Source organism: Cupriavidus consociatus (assembly GCF_017814975.1).
GTDB classification, from domain to species: domain Bacteria; phylum Pseudomonadota; class Gammaproteobacteria; order Burkholderiales; family Burkholderiaceae; genus Cupriavidus; species Cupriavidus consociatus.
In genome coordinates this window covers 97,869-117,075 of record NZ_JAGIQA010000004.1, presented here as the reverse complement: position 1 = coordinate 117,075, position 19,207 = coordinate 97,869, and the positions used below count along the sequence as shown (strand labels likewise).

15 protein-coding genes are annotated in these 19,207 nt (G+C 69.7%); 5 read left to right on the top strand and 10 right to left on the bottom strand.

Annotated elements, in window-relative coordinates; translation table 11 throughout:
* Nucleotides 1-18: 18 nt before the first annotated feature.
* The 4 genes from J8I82_RS07210 to J8I82_RS07195 form a co-directional block, all read right to left on the bottom strand.
* On the bottom strand, nucleotides 19-1,167 hold the full coding sequence (locus J8I82_RS07210) for a glycosyltransferase (RefSeq protein ID WP_209755796.1): 1,149 nt from the start codon (nucleotides 1,165-1,167) through the stop codon (nucleotides 19-21).
* Nucleotides 1,168-1,329: 162 nt separating this feature from the next.
* Nucleotides 1,330-2,709: an amino acid permease gene (locus J8I82_RS07205; protein ID WP_209755794.1), complete on the bottom strand. Its 1,380-nt coding sequence runs from the start codon at nucleotides 2,707-2,709 to the stop codon at nucleotides 1,330-1,332.
* Nucleotides 2,710-3,058: 349 nt separating this feature from the next.
* The gene (locus J8I82_RS07200) at nucleotides 3,059-3,829 is read right to left on the bottom strand and encodes a helix-turn-helix transcriptional regulator (protein ID WP_209755792.1); all 771 of its coding nucleotides are present in this window, start codon (nucleotides 3,827-3,829) and stop codon (nucleotides 3,059-3,061) included.
* Entirely contained in the window at nucleotides 3,813-4,739 is a 927-nt protein-coding gene (locus J8I82_RS07195; RefSeq protein WP_209755790.1) for a DMT family transporter, read from the bottom strand. Before J8I82_RS07195 ends, J8I82_RS07200 begins: the two co-directional genes overlap by 17 nt.
* A 208-nt stretch (nucleotides 4,740-4,947) precedes the next feature.
* On the opposite strand from J8I82_RS07195, the gene J8I82_RS07190 reads away from it, so the two are divergent.
* Together J8I82_RS07190 and J8I82_RS07185 are read left to right on the top strand one after the other, a co-directional pair.
* Nucleotides 4,948-6,531: a DUF1800 domain-containing protein gene (locus J8I82_RS07190; RefSeq protein WP_209755788.1), complete on the top strand. Its 1,584-nt coding sequence runs from the start codon at nucleotides 4,948-4,950 to the stop codon at nucleotides 6,529-6,531.
* Nucleotides 6,532-6,554: 23 nt separating this feature from the next.
* Nucleotides 6,555-7,889, top strand: a complete 1,335-nt coding sequence (locus tag J8I82_RS07185) for a DUF1501 domain-containing protein (protein ID WP_209755785.1) — start codon at nucleotides 6,555-6,557, stop codon at nucleotides 7,887-7,889.
* 28 nt (nucleotides 7,890-7,917) lie between these two features.
* Here the strand turns inward: J8I82_RS07185 and J8I82_RS07180 are convergent, their stop codons facing one another.
* Entirely contained in the window at nucleotides 7,918-10,563 is a 2,646-nt protein-coding gene (locus J8I82_RS07180; RefSeq protein ID WP_209755782.1) for a penicillin-binding protein 1A, read from the bottom strand.
* A 316-nt stretch (nucleotides 10,564-10,879) separates the two neighbouring features.
* On the opposite strand from J8I82_RS07180, the gene J8I82_RS07175 reads away from it, so the two are divergent.
* Entirely contained in the window at nucleotides 10,880-11,950 is a 1,071-nt protein-coding gene (locus J8I82_RS07175) for a porin (RefSeq protein ID WP_209755780.1), read from the top strand.
* A 156-nt stretch (nucleotides 11,951-12,106) separates the two neighbouring features.
* Here J8I82_RS07175 and J8I82_RS07170 read toward each other — a convergent pair whose 3' ends face one another.
* Nucleotides 12,107-12,592: a DM13 domain-containing protein gene (locus tag J8I82_RS07170; protein ID WP_209755778.1), complete on the bottom strand. Its 486-nt coding sequence runs from the start codon at nucleotides 12,590-12,592 to the stop codon at nucleotides 12,107-12,109.
* Between the two features lie 139 nt (nucleotides 12,593-12,731).
* Between J8I82_RS07170 and J8I82_RS07165 the strand changes: the two genes are divergently transcribed.
* Entirely contained in the window at nucleotides 12,732-12,965 is a 234-nt protein-coding gene (locus J8I82_RS07165; protein ID WP_209755776.1) for a CDP-diacylglycerol pyrophosphatase, read from the top strand.
* Entirely contained in the window at nucleotides 12,953-13,762 is an 810-nt protein-coding gene (locus J8I82_RS07160; RefSeq protein WP_209755774.1) for a CDP-diacylglycerol diphosphatase, read from the top strand. The genes J8I82_RS07165 and J8I82_RS07160 overlap by 13 nt, the downstream gene beginning before the upstream one ends.
* A gap of 21 nt (nucleotides 13,763-13,783) precedes the next feature.
* On the opposite strand, the gene J8I82_RS07155 is transcribed toward J8I82_RS07160, so the two are convergent.
* From J8I82_RS07155 to J8I82_RS07140, 4 genes are all read right to left on the bottom strand, one after another.
* Complete coding sequence (locus tag J8I82_RS07155) at nucleotides 13,784-15,373, bottom strand: TAXI family TRAP transporter solute-binding subunit (RefSeq protein ID WP_209755772.1); 1,590 nt, start codon at nucleotides 15,371-15,373, stop codon at nucleotides 13,784-13,786.
* 1 nt (nucleotide 15,374) lies between these two features.
* Complete coding sequence (gene gltS, locus J8I82_RS07150; protein WP_209755770.1) at nucleotides 15,375-16,565, bottom strand: sodium/glutamate symporter; 1,191 nt, start codon at nucleotides 16,563-16,565, stop codon at nucleotides 15,375-15,377.
* Between the two features lie 302 nt (nucleotides 16,566-16,867).
* Nucleotides 16,868-18,034 (bottom strand): ABC transporter permease, encoded by a 1,167-nt coding sequence (locus tag J8I82_RS07145; protein WP_209755768.1) that lies wholly within the window; start codon nucleotides 18,032-18,034, stop codon nucleotides 16,868-16,870.
* 14 nt (nucleotides 18,035-18,048) lie between these two features.
* Nucleotides 18,049-19,203: an ABC transporter permease gene (locus J8I82_RS07140; protein WP_209755766.1), complete on the bottom strand. Its 1,155-nt coding sequence runs from the start codon at nucleotides 19,201-19,203 to the stop codon at nucleotides 18,049-18,051.
* Nucleotides 19,204-19,207: the final 4 nt, after the last annotated feature.

The following is a 19,207-nucleotide window of genomic DNA, read 5'->3' as shown; positions in this document are numbered from 1 at the left end:
GCAAATGAGCGCTTCGGCTCAGGACCGCACCGGCGCCTGCGGGCGCCCCTTCCACTGCCCGCCGCGGCGCAGCCAGTAGCGCCGCGCCGAGTCGATGGTGGCGCCCAGGTAGAACAGCGCCGTCACCGGCAGCAGCGGCGCCAGCCATGCCGGCTGGCGGTACTCGCGCAGCATCGGCAGGTAAGCGAACGCCATCGCGCCCCATGCCAGCCACGCCGGCCACAGCCTCCAGCCGCCGGCCAGCGCCAGCAGCGGCGGCGCCAGGTAAGTCAGGGCCATGCCGGCCACCGCGCCCGCCAGCAGCAGCGGCGAATAGCGCAGCTGCGTATAGGCGCTGCGCGCGATCATGTCCCACAGGCTGCGCCAGTCTTCATAGGGACGCAGCGACAGGCTGTCGTCGGCCAGGTCCAGCCGGATCGCACCGCCGGGCTTGATGCGCGCCGCCAGGCTGCAATCGTCGATCAGCTCGCCGCGGATCGCGGCAAAGCCGCCGATGCGCACCAGCGCCGCGCGCCGGGCCAGCATGCAGCCGCCCGCCGCGGCGGCCACGCGCGAGCGCGGATCGCGCACGCGCGCAAAGGGGTAGAGCTTGGCAAAGAAAAAGACAAAGGCGGGCACGACCAGCCGTTCCCACGCCGATTCGCAGCGCAGCCGCACCATCAGCGAGACCAGGTCGCGCCGCTCGTGCTCCGCGCGCGCCACCAGCGATGCCAGCACGCCGGGGCCGTGCCAGATGTCGGCATCGGTCAGCCAGACATAGCGGGCATGCGCGGCGATGCGGTCCGCTTCGGCCAGCCCCTCGGACTGGGCCCAGACCTTGCCGCTCCAGCCGGGCGGCAGCTCGCGCGCGCCGATCACCGACAGCGCCTGGGGGCGTGTGGTGGTCGCTGCGGCTGCGCGGGCGAGATCGGCGGTGCCGTCCTGGCTGTGGTCGTCGACCACCACCAGCGTGAGCCGTCCCGGATAGCGCTGGCCGAGCACGCCCGCCACCGCGCGCGCGATCACTGCGGATTCATTGCGTGCCGGGATGATGCAGACCACGTCCGGCCATTGCGCCGGCGCCGGTGCGGCGGCCGGCTTGTGCACACGCCAGAAGCCGGCGCGCAGCCACAGCAGCCCGCACCAGGCTGCCAGCGTCAGCCACGACAGCGCCAGCGCGATATCCATGGCGATTTCAGCAAGTGGCGCGACGGCACGCCTTGGCGTCGAGGCGGCGTGGCGTGGCGCGGTGCGGCGCAGGTGTCAGGCGTCTCGGACATTCGGCCCCCTGGCAATGGATTGCCCGGGGCCATTGTAGCGAGGCGCGCCATGACGCGCACTCGCGCTCGTTCAGGTGCGGTAGCTGACCGGCCCGCGCGAGCGCATGTCAAGCGCGTAGTAGCAGATCGTCAGCAGCACCAGCCAGCCCGGGCCCACGTACAGCGCCACGCGCGTTTCCGGGAAATAGGCCATCAGCGCCACCACCAGTGCCAGGAAGGCCAGCGCGATGTACGAACCATACGGCCAGAACGGCATGCGGAAGGCCAGTGCCTTGCGCTCGGCCGCCGACAGGCTGCGGCGGAAGTTGATCTGCGTGACCAGGATGATGGCCCACGTCCAGACCGCGCCGAAGGTGGAGATCGCGGTCACCCAGACGAACACTTTCTCCGGCACCAGGTAGTTGAGCAGCACGCCGCACAGCAGCGCGGCAATCGACACCAGCAGCGCGCGGCGCGGCACGCCGTTGCGGTCTACCCTGGCGAAGGCCGCGGGGGCCTGGCCCTGCAGCGACAGGTTGTACAGCATGCGCCCGGTGCTGAAGATGCCGCCGTTGCACGACGACAGCGCCGCGGTCAGCACCACGAAGTTGATGATGCCCGCGGCGGTCTTGATGCCCAGGCGCTCAAAGGTCAGCACGAACGGGCTGCCCTGCGCGCCGATCTCGTTCCACGGGTACAGCGACAGGATCACGAACAGCGCGCCGACGTAGAAGATCAGGATGCGCCAGAACACTGAGTTGATTGCGTCCGGGATCGACTTCTTCGGGTTGCGCGCCTCGCCGGCGGTCAGGCCGATCATCTCGACGCCCAGGTAGGCGAACATTACCATCTGCAGCGACATCAGCACGCCCGAGGCGCCGTTGGGCATGAAGCCGCCATGCGCCCACAGGTTGGAGAAGCCGGTGGCGACACCGCCGTTGCCGAAGCCGAACACGATCATCGCTCCGCCGCCGAACAGCATCAGCACGATGGTGACGATCTTGATCATGGCGAACCAGAACTCGAACTCGCCATAGGCCTTGACCGCCATCAGGTTGACCGAGCCCATCGCCGCCAGCGCGGCCAGCGCCCAGATCCAGCGCGGCACGTCGGGGAACCACATGCCCATGTAGATGGCAACCGCGGTGATCTCCGCCACGCACGTCACCAGCCACAGGAACCAGTAGTTCCAGCCGGTCAGGTAGCCCGCCAGTGGGCCCATGTGGTCCTGCGCGTAGCGGCAGAAGGAGCCGGCCACGGGATTGTGCACGGCCATCTCGCCCAGCGCGCGCATGATCAGGAAGATCATCGCGCCGCCGATCAGGTAGGCCAGCATGATGGCGGGGCCGGCCATCTTGATGGCGCTGCCGGCACCCAGGAACAGGCCCACGCCGATGGCCGAACCCAGCGCCATCAGGCGGATATGGCGTTCACCCAGGCCGCGTTGCAGATGCTCTGCGCTTGCACTCATGTCTCGTTGTCTCCGTGTGATCAGAATGGCCGCGCCGGTCCTTGTGCGGCCGGCGGGAGCAGCTTATTTTCGCGTTCGCGGAGACAGTGGCAGAGGCAGGCAAATCTTCACACCGCGCAATTCCCAAGCGGGTTCATGCCTTGTGCCGTGATCCGGTTGCCGATACAGGCTGCGCCGCAAACGGAAAATAGCGGGCAGGTTAAACAGAATGGCTCGGTATTTGTTGCTGAATTCGCAATAGAATTCAGAAATAAATGCTGGCTGTGCCGAAACTTCCGGCGAGCGCGCAATCTCCTGCCATGTGGGTGGCGCTTCTCGCGGCGTGGCGCGAGCTGGCGGACCGCGCGGGTCAGGCAGTCTGGTGGCGCACCGCTGCCCGCCACGCGCCGGGCGGCTGCCCGAAGCGCCGCGTAAAGCCGCGCGTGAAGGTGGTCTGGTCCGGATAGCCGGATGCCAGCGCGATCTCGGCCAGCGGCAGCGTGGTCTGCGACAGCAGCTGCAGCGCGCGGTCCAGCCGCAGGCGGGTCTGGTACCGGTGCGGCGTATCGCCGAAGGCGTCGGCGAAGAGGGTCTGGAAGCGGCGCACGCTCCAGCCGAAATGCCCGGCCACCTCGGCTACCCGCAACGGCTCGGACAGGTTGGCGCGCAGGTAGGCATCGACGGCCATCAGCGGAAAGACATGGTGGTCGGCCGGCATGCCCAGGCTCCCGGCGAGCGCCGCGGCCAGCGTCGCGGCGAGCTGCCAGTCGGTATGCGGGCCTCGCGCTGCCGCGGCGGCGCGCCACGCCGCCAGCGCGCGCACGCGGCTGCCAAAGGCGCCGTCCAGCGCAAAGGTGCGGGGGCGTGCCATCAGCCGTGCCGGCAACGCCACCGATTGCGCGGGGAAGTCCGCGACCAGCTGCAGGTTGCCGTCGAAGCCCAGGAACTCATGGTGGCTGCCGGCCGGCACGATCAGGCCGGTACGCGCGTCGACGCGATAGACATGGCCATCGATCTCCAGCTCGGTCGCGCCCGCCAGCCCGAACAGCAACTGGTGGTAGCGGTGCTGGTGGCCGTCGGGCTGGTCGCCGTAGCGGCGGTGCTCGACCAGCGGGGCAGGGGCCTCAACGCGCTTCGGCATGCCGCTGCCTGCCCTGTGTCTGGCACAGCCACACGCCCGCGCCGGCAACCGCCATGCCAAGCGACTGCACCGCCCCCAGTCCCTGGCCGAACAGCAGCCACGCCTGCACCGCCGCCAGCGGCGGCGCCAGGAACATCAGCGCCGCGGCATTGGCCGCCTGGCCGCGCCGCACCAGGCTGACCAGCAGCCACGTGCCGCCGCCGGACAGCCCGAGGCCGGCCCACGCCAGCGCCGCCCACAGCACCACGCCGCCTTCCCAGCGTAGCGGCGCGCCGGTGCAGTCGGTCGCGGCCACGACGGCGACCATGACGCCGGCCACCAGCATCGCGCCCAGGTTCTGCCACGCCGAGCTGGCGCGCAGGTCGCAGGCGGCGATCGCGGATTTCTGCAACAGGGTTCCCATGGTGATCGAAACAATGGCCAGCACGCCCAGCAGCACGATCCACGGCGAGACCGGCTGCACGCCGGCCTGCATCGCCGGCGCCACCACCAGCGCGACGCCCAGCGCACCCAGCGCCAGGCCCTGCCAGGTCCGCCTGGAAGGTAGCTCGTTCAGCAGCGGAATGGCAAGCAGCGCGGTCAGCAGCGGCTGGAGGGCGCCCAGCAGCGCCATGATCGCCGGCGGCAGGCCCTGCGCCACGGCCCCGTAGCCGGCACAGAGGTAGACCCCCTGCATCAGCGCGCCTGCCAGCAGGTGGCGCGGCGCCTCGCGCAGCGGCGGCCAGGCCGCGCGGGCGGCCAGCGCCCACGCCATGAACATCAGCCCGGCCACGGCAAAGCGCCCCAGCAGGAACAGGCTGGTATCGGCCAGCGGCACGATGGCCTTGCCCACGGTGAAGCCGGTGGACCAGATCAGGACGAAGGCAAGGCTGGGAAGCCAGCAGGGGGCAGGGAAGACGGGGCGCGGCATGACAGCTTGCTGAAAAGACAAAGCGCAAGGCTAGCCAGGCGTGCCGGGACTGTCTTGGCATTTCCGGCAATTCGGCCGGCCTGGCACTGAAAGCATTGGTAACACTCCCGCGCCGTCGGGACGTCAACGGAAACGCGCTTGCCACGTAACATTGACAGGTTGGCCATGAAGGTTGGCCATGAAGGTTGGCCATGACAGGGAGGCGAGCATGGATGCGTCGCAACAGGCGGGATATGGCACGGTGCTGCGGCGGCTGTCGGCGTGGCGTGCCAGCGCGGCGGTGGTGCTGGCCGCCTGCGTTGGCGCCTGTGCCCAGGTACCGGGCGCCGGCAGCGACAGCGCGGCCGACCTGCGCTGGCTCAATACCGTCAGCTTCGGCGCCGACCAGGCCAGCCTGGCCGAGCTACGGCGCCTGGGACGCTCGGATTACCTGAAGCGCCAGCTGGCGATGGCGCCGGCCGATCCACCGGAGCTGGCCGCCGCCATCGCCGCGCTGCCGGCACTGCAAGGCGATCCCGGCGCGCCGCTGCTGGCCGCGCGGCAGGCGCGCGAGCGCATCGATGCGCTGCCCGACGAAGACAGCAAGCAGCAGGCCCGCCAGGCCCTGAACGCACAGGGCCGCGAGCTGGTGGCCAATACCGCGCGGCGCCACCTGCTGCGGGCGTTGTACTCGCCGGCGCAACTGCGCGAGCAGATGACGTGGTTCTGGATGAACCACTTCAATGTCTATTCGGGCAAGGGACAGGTGCGCTGGCTGCTGCCCGACTATGAGGAACGCGCGATCCGGCCGCATGCACTGGGCCGCTTCCGCGACCTGCTGATGGCCACCGTCACCGCGCCGGCGATGCTGCTCTACCTCGACAACGCGCAAAGCAGCGCCAACCGCATCAACGAGAACTACGCGCGCGAGCTGATGGAGCTGCATACGCTCGGCGTGGCGGGCGGCCCCAGCGGCTCGCGCTACACCCAGCAGGACGTGCAGGAACTGGCGCGCGTGCTGACCGGCGTCGGCGTCAACCTGCGCGGCACGCCACCGCGGCTGCCGCCCGCGCGCGCGGCGCTGTACCGCAGCGACGGCGCATTCGAGTTCAATCCGGCGCGGCATGACTTCGGCGCCAAGACGCTGCTGGGTCAGCGCATCGAGCCGGCCGGGTTTGCCGAGGTCGAGCGCGCGGTGACGATCCTGTCGCGCGAGCCGGCCACGGCGCGCTTTATCAGTGCCAGGCTGGCCGCCTATTTCATCGCCGACAACCCGCCGCCCGCCCTGGTCGACCGCATGGCCCACACCTTCGCCCGAACCGATGGCGATATCGCCGCGGTGCTGCGCACCATGCTGATGGCGCCCGAGCTGGACCGGCTGCCGCCGTCATCCCCGCGCAAGTTCAAGGATCCGGTGGTCTACGTGGTGTCGTCGCTGCGGCTGGCCTACGAGGGCCGGCCGGTCGCCAACCTGCGCCCGGTGCTGAACTGGCTGAACCAGCTGGGCGAACCGCTGTACGGCCACGTGACACCCGACGGCTATCCCGCGGCGGAGAGCGCCTGGGCCAGTTCCGGGCAGATGGTGCGGCGCTTCGAGATCGCGCGCGCGCTCGGCTCCGGGCCGGCTGGACTGTTCGCCGGCGATGCGGGCACGCCGCGCGGCGCGCGCTTCCCGGTGATCGGCAACAAGCTTTACTACGACGGCATTGAAGCCACGCTAGGCCCGGCAACGCGCGCGGCGCTGGCGCAAACGGCCTCGCAGGCGGAGTGGAATACCGTGCTGCTCAGCTCGCCCGAATGGATGCAGCGCTGACGCGCACAGGAAAGGAGTCCGCCATGCAACGCAGACAATGGCTCAAGACGATGGGCGCCACCGCGCTGGCGTGGACGCTGCCCGCCACGGTGTCGCGCGTCTACGCGCTGCCGGCGCACGCCGAAGCCCGCTTCCTGCTGGTGTTTCTGCGCGGCGGCTATGACGCCGCCAGCGTGCTGGTGCCGGCGGGCAGCGACTTCTATTACGCGGCGCGCCCCAACATCGCGATCCGGCGACCGTCTGCCGCCGGAGCAGACCCCGACCCCGGCGCTGCCGTCGCGCTGGCGCCAGCCTTTGCCGCCGACAGCGCCGCGCGCGGCATCGGCGACTGGGCGTTGCACCCGGCGCTGGCGCCGGCCATGCTGCCACTGTGGCAACGCGGGCAGCTGGCCTTCGTGCCGTTTGCCGGCACCCATGATCTGTCGCGCAGCCACTTCGAGACCCAGGACACCATCGAGGCCGGCCTGCCGGGCGCGGACGGTGACCCACGCGACCACAACCGCAGCCAGCTCGCCGCGCTGCGCGGCAGCGGCTTCCTCAACCGCCTGGCGCAGGCGTTGGGCGGCCAGGCCGCGCCGGTGGCCTTCACCGACGGCCTGCCGATGGTGCTGGCCGGGCCGCGCGGCGTGCCCAACGTCTCGCTCAAGGGCAGCGGCCGCACTCCGTTCGATGCGCGCCAGGAACAGATGCTGGCGCAGATGTACCGCGGCACGCGCTTCGAGTCCCTCATCGACGAAGGTTTCGAGCTGCGCCAGGCGGTTGCGCGGCAGGCCGAGGCGACCGCAGGGGACACGGCAGGTGGCAACAGCATGGCCGCGCGCCAGCAGGAGATGCAGGCCGCCAACCGTCGCTCGCTCAGCGCGCGCGGCTTCGAGGTCGAGGCGCGGCGCATGGCGGGACTGATGCGCGAGCGCTTCAACCTCGGCTTTATCGACGTCGGCGGCTGGGATACCCATGTCAACCAGGGCGCGGCGCAAGGCCAGCTCGCCGGCCTGCTCGACAACCTCGGCCGCGGCCTGTCGGCCTTCGCCGAAGGCATGGGGCCGGCGTGGCGCAGCACCACGGTGGTAGTGCTGTCAGAGTTCGGGCGCACGTTCCGCGAGAATGGCACCCGCGGCACCGACCATGGCCATGGCACCGTCTACTGGGTGGCCGGCGGCGCGGTGCGCGGCGGGCGCATCGCGGGCGAGCAGGTCGCGGTGGAGCGCGCGGCGCTGAACCAGGACCGGGACTGGCCGGTACGCAATGAGTATCGGGCGGTGCTGGGCGGGCTGTTCCAGCGGTTGTACGGACTGGATGCGGCGCGGCTGGGGCAGGTGTTCCCGGGCGTGCCCGGGCGGGATCTGGGGCTGGTCTAGCAGCCCGAGGCGAGATTGGCCGCTGGGTTCAGTTGCTGCCGTTGGCGGGCGAGATCGTGGTCGGCGCGACCGGGTAGATGGGCGCGGCGGGCGCTGGCGCCGGAGGGGCCGAGGGGGCCGGAGGGGCCGGAGGGGTCGGAGGGGCCATCGTGGGCGGCGGCGGGAAGCCCGGAGCGTTGGGGCCGGCCGGTGCCGGGGGCGCCGGTTGGCCAGACGGCGCTGCCGTTGCGGTGGGGGCGCTCGCCGTCGCGCGGTCCTGCGGCGGCACCGCCATCACCGTTTCCCCCTGGTCCAGCGCCAGGCTGGACTCTTCCTCGCCACTGCCTCCGCCGTTCACCGGCGCAGAAGCCGACGCCATCGGCGTGCTCGCCGGCGGCGTCACATCCGCCTCGGGCGCCGGCAGCGCCGGACGGCGCGGCGCCGGGCGCGGCGCGGTGGCTTCGTTGGCCTTGTCGCCGCTGAAGAGCCGGGCCCACCAGCCGCGCACTTGGTTGCCGAGCGAGGCGAACATATGGGTTTCCTCGTATTCGGCAAAGCGCGCGCGGCCGTCGATGACGCGGCCGCGCAGCGCGCGCTGGTAGAAATCGCCGACCATCGGCAGCGCGCTGTGCGCGCCCTGGCCCCAGTAGTCGCTGCGCAGCGTGACGCGGCTGTCGTTGAAGCCGACCCAGGCGCCGGCGACCAGTTCCGGGTGCATCATGATGAACCAGCCGTCGGCGTTGTCCTGCGTGGTGCCGGTCTTGCCGGCCACGTCGGCGCGGATGCCGAAGCGCGAGCGGATGCCGGCGCCGGTGCCGCGGTCGATCACGTCGCGCATCACGTCGAGCAGGGTCTGCGTGGTGGCGTGGGGCAGGGCGTGCTCCGCGCGCGCCGGCCGGAATACCTGCAGCACATTGCCGTTGCGGTCTTCGATGCGCGTGACCATGGTTGGCGCGATGTAGTTGCCGGCGTTGGCGATGGTGCCGTAGGCGGCCACCATTTCCTTGAGCGTGACCGGGCTGGTGCCCAGCGCCAGTGACGGCACCTCGTCGAGCCGGCTTTCGCGCACGCCCATCTCGCGCGCCAGCCGTGCCACGCGCGCCGGGCCTACCTGCTGCATCAGCTGCGCGGTGATGGTGTTGCGCGAATAGACCAGGCCGTCGCGCAGGCTCATCGCGCGCCCGGTGGGGCGGCCCTCGTCCGACGGGCGCCAGATCTCGCCGCCGGCCAGCTCGATCTCGACCGGCTGGTCCATCAGCGTGTCGTCGGGCGACTTGCCGTCCTCGAAGGCGGCGCCGTAGACGAAGGGCTTGAAGGTCGAGCCCGGCTGCCGGCGCGCCTGCTGCACGTGGTCGAAGGCGTCCTGCGTATAGTCGCGGCTGCCGACCCAGGCGCGGATCTCGCCGTTGCGCGGATCGATGGCGAGGAAGCCCGCCTGGATCCGCGTCTTCTGCTGGTGCAGTTCGCGCATGAAGGTGCCGTTGGCCAGCAGGTGCTTCATCGCGTCTTCAGGCGTCGTGCCGGCGGCGGTGGCGGCGCGGTATTCCGGCGACTCGCGCACGAAGGCCTGCACCAGCGCGCGGTCCGCGGCCCAGCCCGCGCGCGGCGCCCAGGCCGCGTTGGCGATCGCCTGCAGGCGGTTGCCCTGCTGCGCCACCGCCTGCGTGGCCATGGCCTGCAGGCGCGCGTCGATGGTGGTGCGCACCACCAGGCCGTCGGCGTAGATGTCGTAGCCGTTGCGGTCGGCCCAGCCGATCAGCCACTTGCGCAGCTGCTGCGCGAAATGCGGCGCGGGGCCGGGCGGCTCGGTCTGTCGCTCGAAGTCGATGCGCAGCGGACGGCGTTTTAGCTGCTCGTAGCGGGCCGCGTCCAGCTTGCCGCGCTTGACCATCTGTCCCAGCACGATATTGCGCCGGTCCAGCGCGCGCTCGGGGTTCAGCACCGGGTTGTAGTAGCTGTTGCCCTTGAGCATGCCGATCAGCGTGGCGCTCTGCAGCACGTCGAGCGAGCGCGCCGGCTTGTCGAAGTACGTGCGCGCGGCCATCTCGATGCCAAACGCGTTGTACAGGAACGGCACCGTGTTCAGGTAGGTCTCGAGGATCTCGTCCTTGGTGTACAGGGCCTCGATCTTGAACGCGGTGATTGCTTCCTTCAACTTGCGCGTCAGCGTGGGCGCGCGGCCGATCTCGTCGGGATAGAGGTTGCGCGCCAGCTGCTGGGTAATGGTCGAGCCGCCCTGGCGGTCGCCCGAGAAGGTATGCACCGCGGCCGAGGCAAGGCGGCGCCAGTCGAGCCCGTGGTGCTCATAGAAGCGGTGGTCTTCGGTCGAGATCAGCGCCGCCACCACGTTGGGCGAGATCTGCTTCAGCGGCACCCAGTCGCGGTTGGCCCACTTGAAGACCGCCAGCTCCTCGCCGTCGGCCGACAGCACCTGCGCCGGCTGCTCGGACTTGGCCTTGCGGATGTCGCTGATGCCTGGCGTGAATGGCACCAGCACCAGCACGTACAACAGCAAGGCCGCCGGCACCGCGGCCATGCCCACCAGCACGCCGCGGCGCGTGGGGCGCAGCGAGCCCGGCCGGGTCAGGCCCAGGCGCGCGCTGCGCGCGCACAGGCCGGACAGGCGTTGCTGGATCGAGGCGGGGAGCGGGGCCTGCAGCGAGGCAAGCCGGGTCTTGATCTCTGCCAGCTTCATGACGCGAAGCTGGCGAGGCAAAGGCACATGGCGGCACGGGGCACTGGCATTACCGTCGTCGGAAAAGCCTGCATCCTACCAAAACGATCCCGTTGCTCACAGGGAAAACCCCCATGCGGGTGCTATTCGGCACATTGTGCTGCGCACTATTCGTCACAACGCCTTCATATTGCGCCATCAGAATGCGCGGGCCGCACATATGCGGACGTGCGCCGCCCGCCGGGTCCGGCGCGGCCAGCCGGCTCAGGCCGGCATGGCCCCTGGTCCTGGTCGGACCGGCGCGGTTCATGGATCACCATAAAACAGAGAAATCACAGTGAAGAAAGCTCTCCTTGCATTGACGGCAGCAGTAGCCGCTACGGCGGCATCCGGGGCGGCATCGGCCCAGTCCGCATCGAACGTAACGCTGTACGGCATCGCCGATGCCGGCCTCGAAGTCATCAGCCACGTGCCCGGCAGCAACGGTGCCCAGGGCACGACCACCCGCCTGAACTCGGGCAACCTGTCCGGCTCGCGCTGGGGCCTGCGCGGCAACGAAGACCTGGGCGAAGGCCTGAAGGGAATCTTCGTGCTGGAAAGCGGTTTCGATATCGATACCGGCACCTCTGGCCAGGGCAGCCGCCTGTTCGGCCGCCAGGCCTATGTGGGCCTGCAGGGCGGTTTCGGCGCCGTCACGCTGGGCCGCCAGCAGAACGCGCTGTACGACCTGTTCGGCGCCTTCGACCCGATGGGCGTGGGCCCGCGCTACTCGCTCAACAGCGTCGACTCGGCCTTCAACGGCCGCGCCGACAACACCATCAAGTACACCGGCAAGTTCGGCGGCCTGACCGCCACCGGCTTCTACAGCTTCGGCCGCGACAACAACGGCGAAGTGCCGGGCGAACCCAAGGTCGCGCGCAATTTCGGCGGCGGGCTGTCGTACGCCGTTGGCGGCTTCTCGGTGGGTGCCGCCTACGACCAGTACCAGGGCGCCACCGTGGCGCTGCAGGACCGCAGCGCCAAGCGCGCCGCGGTGGGCACCGCCTATGCCTTCGGCGGCGCCAAGGTGTTCGCCGGCTACCGCTGGCTGAAGGACGATGGCGTCTCCAGCGCCACCGCCGCCGCGACCCGCAGCAACGTGTACTGGGCCGGCGCGCAATACCGCTTCACGCCCGCCTTCCTGGTGACCGGCGCCGCCTACTACAACGACACCCGCAACAGCGATGCCGATCCGTGGATGTTCGTGCTGTCGGCGGACTATTCGCTGTCCAAGCGCACCGACGTTTACCTGAACTTGGGCTACGCCAAGAACAAGAACGGCTCGGCCCTGGGCCTGAATGGCGTGGGCACCGTGGTCGCGGGCGAGAACCAGGCCGGCGCCACCATCGGCATGCGTCACCGCTTCTGATCCCGGCCTCCTGACGCCCGCCCGGCATGGCGCACCAGCGGCAGGCACGGGCGGGCGCGCGATGTTCATATCGATACCTTGCCTGTGCGGGGTTCGTTGGGCCGGTTCCCCGATCGGCCCTTTTTTCTTGCGCGGCCTTGCACGGCCTAGCACGGCCTAGCGGTAGGCCGCGGCACTGATGAACTGCCCGAACCGCTCGCACCAGATCACCACCGCACGGTGCTGGCCGGGATCGACGCCATCCGGCAGCGCCACGGTGAAATTGCCGAATGTCTTCAACGGTGCAACCTGCACCGCGCGGTCCTTGATCGCAAGGAAAGCCGCCTCGGTGTCGACGAATTCCGGCACCAGGTAGATCCGGTAATCCGGCCCCGGCGCCACGCTGCCTTCGAAGGCAATGGCCCGGGCCGACACATGCAGCCTTCCGCTGGCCCAGTGGAAGGCGTCACTGCCGGCCAGGTCCTTGCGGAAGGCGCCGGAATAGGCCGCCTGCCGCGACACCGCCTGTACCTGCCCGATACTCGCCCCCGCCTGCTCGGTCAGGATCGGCAGCACATAGATTCCGGCCGCAAAGCCGGCCGCCAGCATGGCGAGGTGCGTCAGCGCGAGGATCGCGATCTTGCGGGGAGACTTTGACGTCATGTCTGGCTCCGGTTTCCGGCGAGGGGACAGGGGTTGGTCGTTGCCGGTGCGGCTTCCTGACAGCAAGTTCCAACGGCAGTCATCAAAGCAACACAGGAATGTGGTTATGATTTGTCGTCCTCATGACGAGAAGCTGCCTATGACACTCCACGTCACGATCCGTACCATCCGTACGGGCGCGCTGCAGACGGCCCGCTACCAGGCCCAGGTCTACCCGACCACTGACGCCGAAGCCCTGCCGCTGCTGGCCACACCCTGGAGCGAACGCGAGGCCGAGGTCTTTCGCGACGCCCAGTTCTGGGCCCAGCGCCACGCCTACATCGTGTCCAACCCGCGGGTGGGGACGTACTACGGCGTTCCATGCCGGCGCTGACTCCGGCACGCCGGCGCGGTGCGCTGGCGCTGGCAGCGGCATGGATGCTGGCGGGCTGCAGCCCCGAGAAAGTGGTCGGCGTCCTGTCCGGCGGGCGCGATGGCCTGTGGCGCAACGTGCAGCAGCGCTGCCTGGCGCCGCCGCAGCCGCAGCATGCCGATTGCGCCAGCGTCGACCGTGCCCGCGGGCTGGTGCTGTACAAGGACGCGATCGGCGAGTCGCACTACCTGGTGATCCCGGCGCGCACAGTGACGGGCGTGGAGGATCGCAAGGCGTGGGATGGCACCGGTGCCAACGCCTGGGCCTTCGGCTGGGACGAGCGCGGCATCGTCGGGCTGGCGCTGGGCAAGCCGGTGCCGGACGACATGCTGGGGCTGGCGGTCAATTCCCGCACCTCGCGCAGCCAGGACCAGCTCCATATCCACCTCGATTGCATCAGCGCCGCGGCGCGCGCCTTCGTCAATGGCGCGAGCGGGCCGATCGGCACGGAGTGGACTTCGCTGCGGTTCGATGGCAAGCCGGTGCGGGCCAGGTTTATCCCGGCTGCCACGCCGGTCTTGTCGGCCGACCCGTTCGCGCTGGTCGGGGGCAGGGCTGACGACCCCGGCGCCAGCGCGATCGCGGTGCCGCCGCCCGACCGAGGCATCTTCCTTACCTATGGCCAGGACCGGCAGGGCCGCCATGGCTTCTTCCTGGTGGACCAGCCGGTTCACGCGGCGGGTGGTAGCAATGGCCATGCGAGCGACTTCCTGGACCGGCGCTGCCGGCTGGCGGCGGAGTTGCCGGCGGCAGGATAGCGCGAGCGGCAGCTATCGGGGCTAGCGGACGCGCGGCCTGGATGCGGCCGGTGCCGGTGACGGTGCCGACGCGGGCGCCGGTGCCTGAGCAGCCGGTCCTCCGGGCCGCTGCCCCGGCGCGGCCGCCGTGCCCCCCGCCAGGCCGTCCAGCACCTTGGCCGCCGCCAGGTGCTGCGGAATCACCAGCCCTTCGCGCGCCGTGGCCACGTTGATCTGCCCGCCCTGGGCGCTGCCGCGCGCGACGAAGTCGCGGCCAAGCCTGTACACCAGCCGCGTCAGGTCGGCTACCTCGGTATCCGACAGGTCCGGGCCGGTCACCAGGATCGCCGCGGTGGCGACGGTGCGCACCGGCTCGCGCAGGCCAGGATAGGTGCCGGGTGCGATGCTGGCGCGGAAGTACCCCGCCTTCTGCCCGACCATCGCGGCGATCGCGCGCTCGTCCAGCGGCAGGAGCCGCAACGGCAGTTCGCTCACCGCATCGCGGATGCTGTCGGATGGCACGCCGATCACCTGCATCACGGCATCCACCTGGTTCTGGCGCAGTGCCACCAGCGCCGCGCCCAGGCCGACTTCCTCGGCCTTGAAATCCTTCTCGGTCAGTCCATGCGCGGCCAGCACGCGCAGCACCGTGCCGCGCGAAGCCGCGCCGCGTTCGCCCACCGCGATGCGCTTGCCGCGCAGGTCGGACACCGAGCGCGCCGGATCGCCGTCGCGCACGAGCACATGCACCGGTTCGGGGTACAGGCTGCCGATGGCGCGCAGCGACGCGTGCGGTCCATCTTCTGCAAAGGCGCCCTTGCCCTCGTAGGCATCCAGCGCGCTGTCGCCTTGCGCCATGGCCGCCGAGACCTTGCCGTCGCGCAGCAGGTGCAGGTTCTCTTCGCCGCCGCGAGTGACCAGCGCGATGGCGCGCACGCGCGCGCCGTCCACCAGCGCACGCACGAAGCGCAGGTACTGGCCATGCTCGGCGCCGGCGGCGATGGCGTAGCCCTCGTCGACGCGGGCCAGCCGGGCGCGGATATTGGCGTGCGCGGTGGTGAGTTCCTGTTCGATCACCGCGCGCTGCGCCGGCGAGGCGTCCTTCTGGACCGCCTCGACTACCTTGCGCATCGCATCCAGGATTGCCGCCGGGCCGGTGGGCGCGTTGGTGGCCACGGCCGGTGCCTCGGCCGGGCGGTAACCGGCGGGCTGCACGCTGACCCAGCGCTCGCCGTCGCGCCGGTACAGCGCGGTGCCGTGCGCGCGCAGGACGTCGCCCGCCTTGTTGCCGCCGCTGGTGATCCCGGTAATGCCGCGCGGCCCCGCGCCCAGCGCCGAGATCAGCCCGGCCACGCCGGGCGAATCCCACGCGCCGAAGTCGTAGTCGCGCAGCAGCTTCAGTTCCGCGTCGAAATACACCACGCGCCGGGTCTCGCCGGCCGGTGCCTTGGTATCGGACTGCGAGCCGCGCCGGTCGACGTCGATCAGCTGCACGGTGCCCGGCGGCAGCGCCTGCGCCAGGCGCTCGTTGAGATTGGCGCGGATGCCGTCGGCGTTCGGGCCGCCGCCGCAGCCGGCCAGCCACAGGCTGGCCAGCAACGCAAAGAGGAAGGCAAGGGAGGCGCGGCGCATGTCAGCCTCCGATCAGCGGCAAGGCCAGCATCATGGTCAGCACGAACGCGTTCATCAGGTCGACAAAGAACGCGCCGGCCAGCGGCGTGATCAGGTAGCTGGTGGGCGCCGGCCCGTAGCGCGCGGTGATTGCCCGCATATTGGCCATGGCGGTCGCCGTGGAACCCATGTTGAAGCCGATGAACGCGGCCGAGGTGACCGCCGCCTCGTAGTCGCGGCCCATGAAGCGGAAGCAGACGAGCACCACGTACAGGATGATGAACACGACCTGCATCGCGATGATCAGCAGGAACGGGCCGGCCGACAGCGCCACCTCGGCCAGGTCCAGCGCCATCATGGTCATGACCAGGAACAGCGACAGGCAGACGTTGGTGATCAGGTCGGTGGCGCGGTCGTCGAAGCGCAGGCCGATAAACGGCAGCAGGTTGCGGATCGCGATGCCGAGCATCATGCACCACAGGAAGCCGGGAATGGTGATCGGGCCCGACGGCATCTGCGCCGCGATCCAGCGCCCGCCGATCACCGCGGCCAGCATGCCGGCCAGCGCCGCAAGCGCGCCGACCGTGGTAATCGGCGACGCGGCGGCGGCTTCCTCCTCGGTGTCGCCGGCCTCGCGCGCGGTCGAGCGCAGCTTGTAGCGCGAGATCAGGTACTGCGCCACGGGACCGCCGATGATGCCGCCGACGACCAGGCCGATGGTCGCCACCGTCATCGACAGGTCCATCACTGCCTGCAGGTTGTTGACCTCGGCGAAGCGCTCGGCATAGGCGGCCCCGGTGCCATGGCCGCCCACCAGCGTGATGGATCCGCCCACCAGCCCGAAGATCGGGTGCAGGTCGAGCGTTCTGGCCATGGCCACGCCGACGGCGTTCTGCACCAGGATATAGGGCAGCAGGATGATCAGGAAGACCACCAGCGCCTTGCCGCCCCGCCTGAGCATGCGCAGGTCGGCGCCAAGGCCGACGCCGCCAAAGAACATCAGCAGCAGCACCGGCTTCATGCCGGGATCGATGACCACGTGGAAATTCGCCCCCGCCGCTGCCACCGACGCGACGACGGCGAACAGCAGCCCGCCGGTGACAGGGTCAGGGATGTTGTAGCGCGACAGGATGCCGACGCTCCGGTTGACCAGGGTGCCGATCAGCAGCACCACCACGGCGGTCAGCAATGAAGCCAGCAGGTCGAGATTCATCGGGGGCGTCCTGGCGGTAAGTCCTGCGGTGGGGCGCCGCTGGCCGTGCCGGTGCGCACTGGCCGCCAGCAAAGGCCTGGCGCGTACCATGCATCACTACGGGTTGTAGACGGACAGTGGGGAGAAGGCAAGGAAAGGATCGGTGGCGATCGGAAACCTGTGGCGAAGCCAACGGTGTTTAGTGCACCTCAAGCGAAGCCTATGGTGTTGATGAACATAACTTTCGTGGAGGCGCCGAGCCTCTCCTCCTGCCTCTCCCCGACATGCGGGAGACGTGAGAACACACGCGGCAACGTACGCGCTCAACGCGCCCGCAGCGCATCCACGATATTCATCCTCGCTGCCCGCACCGCCGGCAGGAAGCCGCCCACCAGCCCCATCACCATGGCGAACCCGAGCGTCTGCAGCGCAATGCCGGGCGTCAGGATGAAGCGGAACGACAAATCGGCAAACGTCTGGAAATTGGTGGTCGAGAACGACGCGAACTGCATCAGCGCCGCAAAGGCCAGCCCGGCCACGCCACCCACCACTCCGAGCAATGCCGCCTCGATCAGGAAAGCCACCAGCACGCTGGCACGCTTGAATCCCAGCGCACGCAGCGTGCCGATCTCCGCCACGCGGTTGGCCACCGACGCGTACATGGTGATCATGGCGCCGATCATTGCCGCAATCGAAAAAATCGTGGACAGCGTAAAGCCCAGGATATTGATAAAGCTCGACAGGGCCTTGGACTGGTCGCTGTAGAAGACCTGCTCGCGCTTGGCCTCGTCGGCCAGGCGCGGGTCGACGTCGATATCGGCGCGGAAGCGCTCGAACAGCGTGGGGTTGGCCAGCCGCACCACCATCGACGAATACGCATTGCGCCGGAACGACTGCATCAGCTGGTCGACATCGCCCCAGATCTCCGAGTCGAAGCCGCTGCCGCCGGCGTCGAAGTGGCCCACCACGGTCCACTCGCGCTGGGCGAAGCGCAGGTGTTCGCCGATCTGCACGCCGGCAAAGCCGCCGGCAATGCTGCTGCCGACGATGATTTCCGCCGAGCCCGGGCGGAACATGCGCCCCGCCACGAGCCTGACCTGCGGACGCAGGTCCATGCCCAGCGGCGAGATGCCGCGGATCACCACGTTGGAGGGCTGCCCGGTGCTGGACTTGGTCAGCGAAATCAGCACCACCGCCTCGCGCGAGGCCATGGGCTGGCCGGCGCCGGTCATGGCCACGGCGGGGTGCATTTCCAGGATGCCGGCCTGGCCGCGCTCGACGGCACTCTGGATCTCGGTCTCGGCGCCCTTGCGGATCACCACCACGTTGTCGCGCTCGCCGGTGGTGACCAGCGTCTTCTTCAGGCCGGCATCCAGCATCAGCATGGTGGCGAAGACAAAGACCACCAGCGCCAGCCCGCCCGCGGTCAGCGCGGTCGTCAGCCGCCGGGCCCACAGGTTGCGCGCGATATAGGTGAGCGGGATCGCCATGGTTGTCCGCTGTGTCAGCCGATCGCCCGCAGGCCTTCGACGATGCGCACGCGCGCGGCCTGCACCGCGGGCACGATGCCGGCGGCGATGCCTACCGCGAGCGCGCACGCGGCCTGCGCGCGCATCGTCTCCGGCGATACCGTGAACACCGGGAACACGCCGCCTACCGCCTGCTTGAAGGCCGCCGCCATCGGCGGCGTGGCCAGCATGCCGAGCGCGCCGCCCGCCACGCAGATCGCCAGCGACTCGCCGAACACCAGCAGCGCCAGGAAGCCCGGGCCGAAGCCCAGCGCCTTGAGCGTTGCGTATTCCACGGTACGCTCGCGCGCGCTCATCGCCATCGCATTGGCCATTACCGCCATGATGATCAAGATCACCACGTAGGAGACCAGGCGGATCGCCGCGATGATCTGGTTCGACATGGCGACGAAGCCGAGCTGGAACGCCTGTTCGGTCTCGGTCAGCGTCTCGGCCAGCGAGTTGCGGAACACGGCATCGACATTGCGCGAGATCGCCGCGGTGTTGTCGGGATTGTCCACGCCCAGCACAAAGACGCCGACCTGGTCGGCCTGGCGCGGCGTCTTCTTGCGGATGGTCTCGTTCAGGTATTCCCAGTGGAACACCATCTGCTTCGTGATGATGCTTTCGTCGCGGCCGTCCATGATGCCGCGCACCACGAATTCCCAGGTGCCGGGGTAGATGGTGCCCTTGATCGGGATCACGTCGCCGATCTTGAAGCCGAACTGGTCGGCCAGCTGGCGGCCCACCAGCGCCCCTTTGCGGTCGCGCCGGTAGTCGGCACGCTGCTGTTCGGGAACGATGAATTCCGGATAAAGGTCGAGGTAGTTGTCCGACACCGCGAACTGCGCGAAGAAGTTCTTGGGGTCGCGATAGACGCCGCCGAACCAGTTCGACCGCGCCACCATGGTCACGCCGTCCACGCCGCGGATGCGGCCCTCGTAGCTGAGCGGCAGCGGGAACACCAGCGAGATCGCATTGCGCGTCACCAGCCGCGCGCTGGACGCGGCCGACGCGCCAGCGTACCACGCGTCGATCACGGTCTGCAGCAGCCCGAACGCCAGCACCGCGATCACCAGCCCCAGCACGGTCAGCGCGGTGCGCAGCTTGTGCCGCAGCGCGTTGCGGGTGATCAGCTTGAGCGCGTACATGACG